The sequence below is a fragment of the Pseudomonas sp. yb_5 genome, assembly GCF_043103865.1.
Classification (GTDB): Bacteria; Pseudomonadota; Gammaproteobacteria; order Pseudomonadales; family Pseudomonadaceae; genus Aquipseudomonas; species Aquipseudomonas putida_Y.
The window spans coordinates 1-13,339 of sequence record NZ_JBICKE010000041.1 but is presented as its reverse complement, the minus strand read 5'-3'; the positions used below and the strand labels follow the sequence as shown (position 1 = coordinate 13,339).

Annotated in this window: 9 protein-coding genes; all 9 read right to left on the bottom strand. The window is 63.6% G+C overall.

From position 1 onward, the window contains the following. Positions 1-58: 58 nt before the first annotated feature. Positions 59-2,632, bottom strand: a complete 2,574-nt coding sequence (gene mdoH / locus ACF8GF_RS05340; protein WP_176684824.1) for a glucans biosynthesis glucosyltransferase MdoH — start codon at positions 2,630-2,632, stop codon at positions 59-61. Beyond that, a complete protein-coding gene (locus ACF8GF_RS05335; RefSeq protein ID WP_392488437.1) occupies positions 2,625-4,346 on the bottom strand; it encodes a glucan biosynthesis protein G in 1,722 nt (573 codons plus the stop codon). The genes mdoH and ACF8GF_RS05335 overlap by 8 nt, the downstream gene beginning before the upstream one ends. Positions 4,347-4,609: 263 nt before the next feature. Beyond that, the gene (gene dtd / locus ACF8GF_RS05330; RefSeq protein ID WP_176684823.1) at positions 4,610-5,047 is read right to left on the bottom strand and encodes a D-aminoacyl-tRNA deacylase; all 438 of its coding nucleotides are present in this window, start codon (positions 5,045-5,047) and stop codon (positions 4,610-4,612) included. Continuing rightward, positions 5,044-6,015 (bottom strand): prolyl aminopeptidase, encoded by a 972-nt coding sequence (pip, locus tag ACF8GF_RS05325; protein ID WP_003249260.1) that lies wholly within the window; start codon positions 6,013-6,015, stop codon positions 5,044-5,046. Before pip ends, dtd begins: the two co-directional genes overlap by 4 nt. A 169-nt stretch (positions 6,016-6,184) precedes the next feature. Then, positions 6,185-6,988 (bottom strand): N-formylglutamate deformylase, encoded by an 804-nt coding sequence (gene hutG / locus ACF8GF_RS05320; RefSeq protein ID WP_392488436.1) that lies wholly within the window; start codon positions 6,986-6,988, stop codon positions 6,185-6,187. Between the two features lie 10 nt (positions 6,989-6,998). After that, positions 6,999-8,204 (bottom strand): imidazolonepropionase, encoded by a 1,206-nt coding sequence (hutI, locus tag ACF8GF_RS05315; RefSeq protein ID WP_392488435.1) that lies wholly within the window; start codon positions 8,202-8,204, stop codon positions 6,999-7,001. A 15-nt stretch (positions 8,205-8,219) separates the two neighbouring features. Next, positions 8,220-9,623 carry an amino acid permease gene (locus ACF8GF_RS05310; protein WP_176684820.1) on the bottom strand — a complete coding sequence of 468 codons (1,404 nt, stop codon included), beginning with the start codon at positions 9,621-9,623 and terminating at the stop codon, positions 8,220-8,222. A gap of 153 nt (positions 9,624-9,776) precedes the next feature. Continuing rightward, positions 9,777-11,309, bottom strand: coding sequence for a histidine ammonia-lyase (gene hutH / locus ACF8GF_RS05305; protein WP_176684819.1), 1,533 nt, complete (start codon positions 11,307-11,309; stop codon positions 9,777-9,779). 107 nt (positions 11,310-11,416) lie between these two features. Next, positions 11,417-13,090, bottom strand: coding sequence for a urocanate hydratase (gene hutU, locus ACF8GF_RS05300; protein ID WP_176684818.1), 1,674 nt, complete (start codon positions 13,088-13,090; stop codon positions 11,417-11,419). Positions 13,091-13,339: the final 249 nt, after the last annotated feature.

Here is a 13,339-nt window from a genome sequence, read left to right as displayed (position 1 = left end):
TCAGGTACCCTTTAGGATCAGGTCCATCGGGGCGTCGATCCGCCGCGAACAGGCCCGATCAGGCGCCGACGAGGCTCGGTTGGCCTGCGTTTTCCGGATGCAACGGCAACAGCGGCGAATGCGGGTCATTGTTGATCGACGCACGCCACACATCGATCCATGCCGCATTGTGCTCGGCCCACACCTGCTCGTGCAGGCGGCTCAGTGCCACCGGATCGCTGAGCAGGGCCAGGCGCGTATTGAGGTCCAGGCCTTTCGGCCCGACTTCAATCGCCTTGGCAACGCGCTCGGCACGCAACGCTTCGATCGGTGCCGCCTGGCCATGGCGGGCAGTAGCCATGGCGCAGGCCAGGGCATTCTGCCGCGGGTCGACCACGGCCCGCACGAAGCCATCATGCAAGGCATGCCAGCGGTTTTCGTGGGTGTACTGGTCGGTCGCCAGCAGCTCTTGTGGGGTGGCGTATTCCTCGGGGATGAGGAACAGCTTCTCGTCCTTGGCCGCCAGGCCCAGGCGGGTGCGGCTGGAAATCACCGATACCGGGATCGACAGCACCAGCGAACCGACGATAGGCGCCAGCCACCACAGGAAGCTCGGGTTCAACCACGCCACCAGTGCGGCCCAGGCAATGCCCAGCAGCGTCTGCGGGCCATGCCGGCGCACGGCTTCGCCCCACGGCGTGGAGTCGTCGTCACGCTGCGGCGAATTCCAGGTCGCAGCCCAGCCGAGGAACGCGGCCAGCACGAAGCGGGTGTGGAAGATCATGCGGACCGGTGCCAGCAACATGGAGAACAGCATCTCCATCAGCATCGACAAGGTGACCTTGACTCGCCCACCGAACTCGACGGCGCCCTTGGCCCAGATCAGGATGACGCTAAGCAGCTTGGGCAAGAACAGCAGCACGATGGTGGTGGAGAACAGCGCCACAGCCTTCTCCGGGTGCCACTGCGGCCACAGCGGGTAAAGCTGGTACGGCTCGATGAAATACTGCGGCTCCATCAGCGTGTTGGTCGCCAACAGTGCTGTCGACAGCACCAGGAACAGGAACCACAGCGGCGCCGACAGGTAAGACATCACCCCCGTGAGGAACACCGCACGGTGAACCGGGTGCATGCCCTTGACCAGGAACAGGCGGAAGTTCATCAGGTTGCCGTGGCACCAGCGGCGGTCGCGCTTGAGCTCGTCGAGCAGGTTTGGCGGCAGTTCTTCGTAGCTGCCCGGCAAGTCGTAGGCAATCCACACGCCCCAGCCGGCACGGCGCATCAGCGCAGCTTCGACGAAGTCATGGGAAAGGATGGCACCGGCGAACGCGCCCTTGCCCGGCAACGGCGCCAGGGCGCAGTGCTCGATGAACGGCTTCATGCGGATGATCGCATTGTGGCCCCAGTAGTGCGACTCACCCAACTGCCAGAAGTGCAGACCGGCAGTGAACAGTGGGCCGTACACGCGGGTAGCGAACTGCTGCATACGTGCATACAGGGTGTCCATGCCCGAGGCTTTCGGCCCGGTCTGGATGATGCCGGCGTCCGGGTTGGCCTCCATCAGGCGCACCAGGCTGCTCAGGCACTCGCCGCTCATGACACTGTCGGCGTCGAGTACAACCATATACTTGTACTCGCCACCCCAGCGACGGCAGAAGTCGTCGAGGTTGCCGCTCTTGCGCTTCACCCGGCGCCGACGGCGGCGGTAGAAGATGCGACCAAAGCCTTTGGTTTCGCGGCACACATCCAGCCAGGCCTGTTGCTCGGCCACGGCAATGTCAGTGTCGTTGGTGTCGCTGAGCACAAAGAAGTCGAAACGGTCGAGGTTGCCGCTGGCGGCCACCGACTCGAACGTTGCGCGCAGGCCGGCGAACACCCGCGGCACGTCTTCGTTGCAGATCGGCATCACCAGCGCGGTGCGCGCCTCGGGCGCGATCGGCTCGTTGCCTGCACTGCTGCCCGAAATCTTGTATTTGTCGCGCCCGGTGAGCAGCTCGAGGAAGCCCATCAGCGCGGTCCAGAAGCCCGCCGACACCCAGCAGAACAGGATGCCGAAGAGGATCAGGATGGAAGTCTGCAGGGCATACGGCCACACCTGCACCACCGTGTCCCACAGCGACTGGCTGAGGATTTCGTCGAGGTCGACGAACGACCAGCCCTGATACGGCAGGATGCCTTTCATGTACCAGCCGGCGACGATAGTCTGGCCGATCATCAGCGCCAGCAGGATGTAACGGCGGATCGAGCCGACCGTGCGCCAGCGGGCCGGTGGCAGTTCGCGTTTGGGCGGCTGCGGGGCGTTGGTGCGGCCGGTCATGCGTCGCCACATGCGGATCAACACATTGGTGCGCCACGGCTCGGGCACAACCTTGGTGCGCTTGATCGGCGGGGCGATCTTCAGGCACAGGCGGCCGCTGCCATCGACGCCGAGCATTTCGGCGTCTTCAAGTTCGGCGGCGCTGCCCACGGTCAGGCGCGGGCCCACCGAGGCCTGCACGGCCTCGGCAGAGCTGGCGGCCGGTTTGGCCGCCAAGCGTTGGTGCAGCTCACTGAACGAAGTGCAGCTGGCAAGTTCAGCCCGCTGCTCGTCGGTCAGAGGTAGGTGGGCCAGGTACTCGCCAAGCGACTCCGGCCTTGCGCTTGAGTTACTCATCGGCAGGCAACTGATAGCTCCAGGTCTCGGTCAACACCTTCTCGGTGGTGGCCGGTGCCCCGTTGGTGGACGCCGCATCGGCGGCAGGTTGTTCGGCCTTGACGGCTTTCTCGGCCTTGGCATGCTTGGCTGCGGCCTTGTCCTGCTTGGCGTCCTGGGCAGGCTTGGCGGGCTCGACCGGTACATCACGCACCAGCGCGGCACGCATTTCGGTCAATTTGTTGGCTTCCTTGACCTTCAAGCGCAGGGTCAGGCGCCAGCCCTTGGTCTCAGGGTTATAGCGCAGATTGTTCTCGACCACCTCGGCATTGTCGCCCACGCTGATCTGGCTACGCACGGCGGTGTCTTCCGGCAGGGCGGCCAGGGCCGGGCCGGCGAAGTCGACCAGGAACGCCACACTGCCGTCTGGCTGGCGGATCAGGTTGGATTGTTTGACGTCACCGGTGGAACGCAGGGTCTGCTTGACCCAGCCCAGATCAGGGGCCTGGAACTTCGGCTCGTCAATGGTCCAGTGCATACGGTAGGCGTACTCGAACGGTTTACCTGGCTCCGGCAGTTTCTCCGGGCTCCAGAAGGCCACGATGTTGTCGTTGGTCTCGTCGGCGGTCGGGATTTCGACCAGGTCCACGCTACCCTTGCCCCAGTCACCCTTCGGCTCGATCCAGGCGCTTGGGCGCTTCTGGTAGTTGTCGTCGAGATCTTCGTAGTCGCTGAACGCGCGCTGACGCTGCATCAGGCCGAAACCACGCGGGTTCTCGACGCTGAAGTTGCTCACGGCCAGGTGTTTCGGGTTGTTCAGCGGGCGCCACAGCCACTCGCCATTGCCGGCGTGAATCGACAGGCCTTCGGAATCGTGCAGTGCCGGGCGGTAGTTGAGCACCTTGGACGGCTGATTGGGGCCGAACAGGTACATGCTGGTCAGCGGCGCAATGCCCAAGCGGCTGACATGCTCACGCAGGAACACGCGGGACTGCACGTCGACCACGGTATCGTTGCCCGGACGCAGGATCAGCTTGTAGGCGCCGGTGGAGCGCGGCGAATCCAGCAGCGCGTAGATCACCAGGTGCTTGTCGGCTGGCTTGGGTTTTTCAACCCAGAACTCGGTGAAGCGCGGGAACTCTTCGCCCGATGGCAGTGCGGTGTCGATGGCCAGGCCACGGGCAGACAGGCCGTACACATGGCCCTTGCCGACTACGCGGAAATAGCTGGCGCCAAGCAGGGTCATGATCTCGTCCTGCTTGTCAGCCTTGTTGATCGGGTACAGCACGCGGAAACCGGCGTAACCGAGGTTTTTGGTGGTTTCCGGGTCGTGCGGCACGTCACCGAACTCGAAGCGGTCCGGGTCGTACTTGATTTCCTGGACCTTGGTGGCGGTGACCTCGTTGATTTTCACCGGGGTGTCAAAGTGCATGCCCTGATGATAGAACGACAGTTTGAACGGAGTCTTGTCCTTGGCCCACTCGGCCTTTTCCTGCAGGAACCGGATTTTCTGGTAGTCCGCAAACTTCATGTCGCGGAACACGGCCGGCAGGTTGCTTTTTGGTGCGTCGTACTTCTGGCCGGCCAGATCCTTTGCCTTGGCTGCAACATCGTCAAGATTGAATGCCCACAGCTGGCCCGCGCTCATCAGGCCAACCATAGCCACACTGGCCATCAGCGCCTTGCGCAGCCGAACGCCGGGGATTCTTGATGCTTTTTGGGGACTAACAATCACGAGCAACCCTCGCCGAAAACAGATCATGAAACCAACGGCCAGCGACAAATGCCGGGTTGGCGAGCACTGTTCGGACCCCGTGAGGGCGTAATGATTCCCCAAACGGATCCAGACAATGCTCGAGTCAGAGTGAAACGGACCTGCGAACGCAGGTCCATGCAGCGCGCGATTATCCAGCAGGTTGCGTGACAACGCATCAGGCTGGAGCAACTATTTATCGTACAAAACCCCTTGTTTTCCTGCGAACAAAGGGGTTTTTGACCTCATATTTGTAACATAAATGTTACAGGGCCATCATTGACCAGGTGCACCTGCATGTCCGCACCGAAGCGGCCGCTGGCCACGTCGGCGTGCTGAGCCTTTGCCTGTTGCAAAAGATAGTCGAACAACTCGGCGCCGAGGGCCGGTGGCGCCGCTGTCGAGAAGCTTGGGCGCATGCCGTTGCGGGTGTCGGCCGCCAAAGTGAACTGTGACACCAGTAGCAGGCCACCCCCGACATCCTTGAGCGACAGGTTCATCTTGCCCTGCTCGTCACTGAATACACGGTAGTTCAGCAGCTTGTGCAACAGCTTATCGGCCTGTTCGCGGGAATCGTCAGGCTCGACCGCCACCAGCACCAGCAACCCCTGGTCGATGGCACCGACCACCTCCCCCGCCACCTCAACCCGCGCACCGCGCACGCGCTGCAACAGGCCCTTCATGCTTCTTCCAGGGGCAGGTCGAGCAGGCGTCGGGCCATCTGGTCGGCGGCACGCACCAGGGCATCGGTGATGCCAGGCTCGGAAGCCGCGTGACCGGCGTCACGGATCACTTTCAGCTCACTGTTCGGCCAGGCCTGGTGCAACGCCCAGGCGTTGTCCAGTGGGCAGATCACATCGTAGCGCCCATGCACGATCACCGCCGGCAAGTGGGCGATCTTGGGCAGATCACGGATCAGCTGGTCTGGTTCGAGGAAGGCGTTGTTCATGAAGTAGTGGCATTCGATGCGAGCGATCGACAGCGCCCGCTGCGGTTCGGAAAAGCGGTCGACCACCAGCGGGTTGGGGCGCAGGGTGGCGGTACGGCCTTCCCAGGTGGACCACGCCTTGGCGGCGTGCATCTGGGCGATCTGGTCGTTACCGGTCAGGCGCTTGTGGAAGGCTCTGACCAGATCGCCGCGTTCCTCCGGTGGAATCGGTGCGATGTAGTCCTGCCAGTAGTCGGGGAACAGGCGGCTGGCGCCCTCCTGGTAGAACCACTCGATTTCCTGCGGCCGGCACAGGAAAATGCCGCGCAGAATCAAGCCATGCACACGTTCGGGGTGAGCCTGAGCGTAGGCCAGGGCCAGGGTCGAGCCCCAAGAACCACCAAACAGCACCCACTTGTCTATGCCAAGGTGTTCGCGAATGCGCTCCAGGTCTTCGACCAGGTGCCAGGTGGTGTTGTTCTCCAGGCTCGCATGGGGCGTGGAGCGGCCACAGCCGCGCTGGTCGAAGGTGATGATGCGGTACAGGTTGGGGTCAAAGTAGCAGCGGCTCTGGGCGTCGCAGCCAGCGCCCGGGCCTCCGTGGATGAACACCACGGGCAGACCTTCCGGCGAGCCGCTTTCGTCGACATAAAGCACATGCGGCGCTTCCACGGCCAGATCGTGCCGGGCGTAGGGTTTGATCTGCGGGTAGAGGGTCTGCATTGCGCACTCCGTGTGAGGATTATTCGGCCGTGGGCCATCATAAACCTGAATTGCGCTTTCAGCACCGTCCTTGCTGACGCGTTCGAACGGCGCGAATTGACCATTGCGCCGATTTCCAGCCACTGCCCGTCACGATGCCTGGCGACGCCGATAGCGTCGCCTCCTCCACTCAACGTCTGTAACGCTCATCACCCCAAGCCAGCAGCGCTTGCAGCAGCTGCTTCAAGACCGCTTGCGTCGGTTGCGCCAGGTTTTCCCGGTAGGAAAACGGCTCGACTTCCTCCATATAGGTGCTTTGCGCCAGCTCCAGTTGCACAGCATGGATATGGTTGGCCGGGTCGCCATAATGCCGGGTGATGTACCCGCCTTTGAACCGACCGTTGAGCACATGGCTGTAACCTTGCATCCCGGCGCACACACCCTGCAGCCGCTCAGCCAGTGCCGGATCGCAACTGGCGCCGTTGAAAGTACCCAGGTTGAAGTCCGGTAACCTGCCATCGAACAGGTGCGGGATCAGCGAACGGATCGAATGGGCATCCCACAGCAGTGCATAGCCAAACTGCTCACGCAAGCGGTCCAGTTCACGACGGATGGTTGTGTGATAAGGGCGCCAGATCTGCTCCAGATAGCGTTTACGTTCTTCGCCAGACGGCGCCAGCCCATCCTTGAACAGGGGTTCGCCACCGAACAACGTCGCCGGGTACAAGCCCGTGGTGGCGCCGGCGTACAGTGGCTTGTCGTCGTCCGGCCGGTTCAGGTCGATGACGAAGCGTGAATACTCTGCAGCCACCACGCTGGCGCCCATGTCACGGGCAAAGTCGTACAGCTGCGGGATGTGCCAGTCGGTGTCCGGCAAGCTTTGCGCCTGGTCGACCAGGCCGTCGCGTACGGCGTCGCTCAGGCGCAGGCCAGCGTGCGGCATGCTGATCAGCAACGGCAGGCGACCTTGGTGAAAACTCAGTACCTTGTCCATCGTGCCTCGCTCAGTTGGAGATTTCATGGCCCATGCGCACTACACGCTTGGGCAGGTCGCCACCCAGCCAGTAGGCCAGGTCGGCGGGGCGTTCGATCTGCCAGGCGACGAAGTCGGCCACCTTGCCCACTTGCAGCGAGCCGTGGCTGTCACCCAGGCCCAGCGCCGTGGCGGCGTGGACCGTAACGCCGGCCAGGGCCTCTTCCGGCGTCATGCGGAAGCAGGTGCAGCCCATGTTCAGCATCAACCGTAGCGACAACCCTGGCGAGGTGCCGGGGTTAAGGTCGCTGGCCAGGGCAATCTTCACCCCGTGCCGACGCAATGCATCCATTGGCGGCAGCTGGGTTTCACGCAGGAAGTAGAAAGCACCCGGTAGCAGCACAGCGACCGTGCCGGCGTTTGCCATGGCCACGGCGTCTTCCTCTGTCATGAACTCCAGGTGGTCAGCCGACAGTGCCTGGTAACGCGCGGCCAGGCTTGAGCCGTGCAACGATGACAGCTGTTCGGCATGCAGCTTGACTGGCAAGCCCAGTTCGCGTGCCTTGATGAACAGTCGCTCGACCTGGGCCGGCGAGAACGCGAGGTGTTCGCAGAAGGCATCCACCGCATCTACCAGGCCTTCGGCCGCCAGGGCCGGCAACATTTCATCGCAGATGTGCGCGATGTAGTCATCGGCACGGCCTGTGTACTCCGGGGGCAAAGCGTGCGCTGCCAGGCACGTGGCACGCACCGTCAGCGGCAGCTCGTCAGCCAGGCGCCGGGCCACTCGCAGCATCTTGCGCTCGTTGGCCAGGTCCAGGCCGTAGCCGGACTTGACCTCGACAGTGGTCACGCCATCGCGCATCAGTGCCTGAACGCGCTGGCGAGCACTGGCGAACAGTTCGTCTTCGCTGGCTGCCCGGGTAGCCCGCACGGTACTCGCGATACCACCGCCCTGTGCGGCGATTTCGGCATAGCTCACGCCCTGCAGGCGTTGCTCGAACTCGCCGCTGCGGTTGCCGCCGAACACCGCATGGGTGTGGCAGTCGATCAGCCCGGGAGTGACCCAGGCACCACCCAGGTCAACCGTGCGGTCAGCTTCGACGGGCGCCAGCTCGGCACGTGGGCCTATCCACTCGATCAGCCCGGCGCTGGTGACGATCGCCGCATCCTCGATGGCCGAGTAGCGGCCGTCGGCCATGGTTGCAACATGGCAATGCTGCCAGAGGGTTCTCATGCACAATCTCCTATGCTAGCGATGCAGCTCGGCCGGCTCCGCTACCGGCTGGCCCTGCCCTGCGCGCGGCTTGCACCACAGCAGGTAGGACGCCACCAGGAACACCACCCAGAGCACGCCGACGATCAATGCCGCCTGGGTGTCCGGGAAGTAGCCGAGCACGCCAAAGATGAACACCATGAATGCAATGGCCATGGCCGGGCCGTATGGCCAGAACGGAACCGGAAACTTGAGCTGGGCCACTTGCTCGCGGCTCATGCTGCGGCGCATGGCTACCTGGGTGAGCAGGATCATCAGCCACACCCACACCGTGGCGAAGGTGGCGATCGAGGCAATCAGCAGGAACACATTTTCCGGGATCAGGTAGTTGAGCAATACGCCGATCAACAGCGCAGCGCCCATCACCACGACGGTCATCCACGGTACGCCATGCTTCGACAACTTGCTGAAACCGCGCGGGGCGTGGCCTTGCTGGGCCAGGCCATACATCATGCGGCCAGCGCCAAAGATGTCGCTGTTGATGGCAGAGATGGCAGCGGAAATCACCACGACGTTCAGCACGGCAGCGGCAGAGCCGATGCCCAGGTTGCTGAAGATCTGCACGAACGGGCTGCCCTGGCTGCCGATCTGCGGCCAGGGGTACAGGCACATCAGCACGAACAGGGTAAGCACGTAGAACAGCAGGATACGCAGCGGCACCGCGTTGATCGCTTTGGGGATGACGCGCTGCGGGTCCTTTGCCTCACCGGCGGTGACCCCGATGATCTCGATACCGCCGAAGGCGAACATCACCACGGCAAACGACGCAATCAAGCCACCCACGCCGTTAGGCATGAAGCCGCCATGGTCGAACAGGTTGCTCATGCCCACGGCATGCCCGGTACCCACCTGGCTGAAACCGAAGGCCATGATGCCGAGGCCGGCCAGGATCATCGCCACGATGGCGCCGACCTTGAGCAGCGACAGCCAGAATTCCATTTCGCCGAACACCTTGACGTTGCACAGGTTGAGGCCACCGATCAGGAAGACGATGCCCAGCACCCAGATCCAGCGGGCTACCTCCGGGAACCAGAAGCCCATGTAGATACCGAACGCGGTGACGTCGGCGATGGCGACGATGACCATCTCGAAAGCGTAGGTCCAGCCGAGGATGAAGCCAGCCATTGGGCCGAGGTAGGTCGTGGCGTAGTGGCCGAAGGAGCCGGCCACCGGGTTGTGCACGGCCATTTCGCCAAGGGCGCGCATGACCATGAACACGGCAGCGCCGCCGATCAGGTAGGCCAGCAGCACGGCCGGGCCTGCCATCTGGATGGCCGAGGCCGAGCCGTAGAACAGGCCGGTGCCGATGGCGGAGCCAAGGGCCATGAAACGGATGTGGCGGGCACTTAACCCGCGCTTGAGACCTTGAGCTTGTTGCATGTCACGTCCTTGAATTGTTTTTGTGGTCGTGAGATTGAGGGGCTGCTGCGCAGCCCATTCGCGGGCAAGCCCGCTCCTACATGGATTTGCCTATCGCAATTTGTGTAGGAGCGGGCTTGCCCGCGAAGGGCCGCCAAGCGGCCCCAAGGGGCATCACAGGCTTGGCAGCACACCCGTCGGCAGCAAGCCGGTCAGACTACCCTTGGCCAACAGTTCCACGGCCTTCTCGATATCCGGCGCGAAGAAACGGTCACGGTCGTAGTGCGGCACCTCGCTGCGCAGCGCCTGGCGCGCCTGCTCCAGTTTGGCCGAAGTCTTCAGGCCTTTGCGCAGGTCCAGGCCCTGGCAAGCGCCCAGCCATTCGATGGCCAGCACGCCACGGGTGTTTTCGGCCATTTCCCACAGGCGCTTGCCGGCCGCCGGGGCCATCGACACGTGGTCTTCCTGGTTGGCCGAAGTTGGCAGGCTGTCGACGCTGTGCGGGTGCGACAATGCCTTGTTCTCGCTGGCCAGGGCGGCAGCGGTCACCTGGGCGATCATGAAGCCGGAGTTGACCCCGCCGTTTTCTACCAGGAACGGCGGCAGCTGGGACATGTGCTTGTCCATCATCAGCGAGATGCGGCGCTCGCTGAGCGAGCCGATTTCAGCGATGGCCAGGGCCAGGTTGTCGGCGGCCATGGCCACCGGTTCGGCGTGGAAATTGCCGCCGGAGATCACATCACCTTCGGCAGCGAACACCAGCGGGTTGTCCGACACGGCGTTGGCTTCGATGCCCAGTACCTCGGCGGCCTGGCGCAGCTGGGTCAGGCAGGCACCCATGACCTGCGGCTGGCAGCGCAGCGAGTACGGGTCCTGGACCTTGTCGCAGTTTTTGTGTGACAGCGACACTTCACTGGAGTCGCCCAGCAGGTCGCGGAAGCAGGCGGCGGTGTCAATCTGCCCACGCTGGCCACGCACTTCGTGGACACGCGCATCGAACGGCGAACGCGAACCCAGCGCAGCTTCGACGCTCAGGCCGCCGCAGGCGATGGCAGCGGCATACAGGTCTTCGGCCTGGAACAGGCCACGCAAGGCATAGGCGGTGGAAGCCTGAGTCCCATTGAGCAGGGCCAGGCCTTCTTTGGCGGCCAGGGTCAGCGGTTCGAGGCCGGCAATCGCCAAGGCTTCGGTGGCCGGCAGCCACTGGCCCTTGTAGCGGGCCTTGCCTTCGCCCAGCAGCACCAGCGACATATGCGCCAGCGGCGCAAGGTCACCGGAGGCACCTACCGAACCTTTCAGCGGGATGTGCGGGTAGACTTCGGCGTTGACCAAGGCAATCAGCGCGTCGATGACTTTGCGGCGGATGCCGGAGAAGCCACGGCTGAGGCTGTTGATCTTCAGCACCATGATCAACCGCACCAGGTCGTCATCCAGCGGCGCGCCGATGCCGGCGGCGTGGGACAGCACCAGCGAACGCTGCAGGTTTTCCAGGTCATGGCTGGCGATGCGGGTCGAGGCCAGCAGGCCGAAACCGGTGTTGATGCCATAGGCAGTGCGGTCTTCGGCAATGATCTGTTCGACGCAGGCGACGCTGGCGTCGATGGCCGGCGCGGCGCTGGCATCCAGTTGCAGGCGCACGGGCGCGGCGTGAATCGCACGCAGCTGGGCCAGGGTCAGGGTGCCAGGCTTGAGGGTGAGTTCGGTCACTTTGCTACTCCAATCGCGTAGAGCGGCAGGCCCGTATCCAGGTGCCTGCGCGCTCCTTCTTGTTGTTCAGTATCACCCCTTGTGGGGGGCGGTCCAAAGCGAGGCGATCAACCAGTGATCATCGGCAGGTCCAGGCCCTGCTCCTTGGCGCAGTCGATGGCGATGTCGTAACCGGCATCGGCGTGGCGCATGACGCCTGTCCCTGGGTCATTGGTCAGTACCCGGGCGATGCGCTCGGCGGCCTCATCGGTACCGTCGCAGACGATGACCATGCCCGAGTGCTGCGAGAAGCCCATGCCCACGCCACCGCCATGGTGCAGCGACACCCAGGTGGCGCCGCCTGCGGTGTTCAGCAGGGCGTTGAGCAGCGGCCAGTCGGAAACAGCGTCCGAACCATCACGCATGGCCTCGGTTTCGCGGTTCGGGCTGGATACCGAGCCGGAATCGAGGTGGTCACGGCCGATCACCACCGGTGCCGACAGCTCGCCGCTGCGGACCATTTCGTTGAAGGCCAGGCCCAGCTTGGCGCGAAGGCCCAGCCCCACCCAGCAGATACGTGCCGGCAGGCCCTGGAAGCTGATGCGCTCGCGGGCCATGTCCAGCCAGCGGTGCAGGTGGGCGTCGTCAGGGATCAGTTCCTTGACCTTGGCATCGGTCTTGTAGATGTCCTCGGCTTCACCGGACAGCGCCGCCCAGCGGAACGGGCCGACCCCGCGGCAGAACAGTGGGCGGATATAGGCCGGGACGAAGCCTGGGAAGTCGAAGGCATTGGCCACGCCCTCTTCCTTGGCCATCTGGCGGATGTTGTTGCCGTAGTCGAAGGTCGGGATACCCTGCTTCTGGAAGTCCAGCATGGCCTGCACGTGCACAGCCATCGACTGCTTGGCGGCCTTGACCACTGCAGCCGGTTCGGTCTGCGCACGGTCGCGATACTGCTCCCAGGTCCAGCCGGCAGGCAGGTAGCCGTTGAGTGGGTCGTGGGCGCTGGTCTGGTCGGTGACCATGTCCGGGCGCACGCCACGTTTGACCAGCTCTGGGAGGATTTCGGCGGCATTGCCGTGCAGGGCGATGGAGATGGCCTTGCCTTCGGCGGTGTACCTGGCGATGCGTGCCAGGGCGTCGTCGAGGTCAGTGGCCTGCTCGTCGACGTAGCGGGTTTCCAGGCGGAAGTCGATACGGCTCTGCTGGCATTCGATGTTCAGCGAGCAAGCCCCGGCCAGGGTCGCGGCCAGTGGCTGCGCGCCGCCCATGCCGCCCAGGCCAGCGGTGAGTACCCACTTGCCTTTCAGGCTGCCGCCGTAGTGCTGGCGACCGGCTTCGACGAAGGTTTCATAGGTGCCCTGGACGATGCCCTGGCTGCCGATGTAGATCCAGCTGCCGGCGGTCATCTGGCCGTACATGGCCAGGCCCTTGGCATCCAGTTCGTTGAAGTGTTCCCAGTTGGCCCAGTGTGGCACCAGGTTGGAGTTGGCGATCAGCACGCGCGGTGCGTTGCTGTGGGTCTTGAACACACCGACCGGCTTGCCCGACTGCACCAGCAGGGTTTCGTCGTCTTCCAGGCGGGTCAGGGTTTCAACGATCTTGTCGTAGCAGGCCCAGTTGCGCGCAGCGCGGCCGATACCGCCATATACCACCAGCTCTTTCGGGTTTTCCGCGACCTGTGGATCGAGGTTGTTCATCAGCATGCGCAGTGGCGCTTCGGTCAGCCAGCTTTTGGCGGTCAGCTTGTTGCCACGTGGGGCACGGATTTCAACGTCACGGTATTTGTTGTTGTCGGTCACGGGAAAGGTCCTCTGCGGTCGTCCGCGGGCGGGTAAGTCGTGGTCAATATACAAACACACCTTTACTTGTATGTACAAGCATGGACAACCAAAATAATCGGACCTTGCCGTTCCTACCTTGACTTCTTGGGGGTAAAGCGAGCGCCGGTCCGGCTTGAGTTCTGCGGCGGTGCGTAGATCGAGCGCCGGTCCGGCTAAAGTTCTGCGGCGGTGCGTAGATCGAGCGCCGCCCGCGCGGCGCTTCGCGGG

Excerpts from the sequence above, each read along its gene's own strand:
- hutI (WP_392488435.1), bottom strand. The coding sequence starts at position 8,204 with ATGAGAACCCTCTGGCAGCATTGCCATGTTGCAACCATGGCCGACGGC.
- dtd (WP_176684823.1), bottom strand. The coding sequence starts at position 5,047 with ATGAAGGGCCTGTTGCAGCGCGTGCGCGGTGCGCGGGTTGAGGTGGCG.
- ACF8GF_RS05310 (WP_176684820.1), bottom strand. The coding sequence starts at position 9,623 with ATGCAACAAGCTCAAGGTCTCAAGCGCGGGTTAAGTGCCCGCCACATC.
- hutG (WP_392488436.1), bottom strand. The coding sequence starts at position 6,988 with ATGGACAAGGTACTGAGTTTTCACCAAGGTCGCCTGCCGTTGCTGATC.
- pip (WP_003249260.1), bottom strand. The coding sequence starts at position 6,015 with ATGCAGACCCTCTACCCGCAGATCAAACCCTACGCCCGGCACGATCTG.
- mdoH (WP_176684824.1), bottom strand. The coding sequence starts at position 2,632 with ATGAGTAACTCAAGCGCAAGGCCGGAGTCGCTTGGCGAGTACCTGGCC.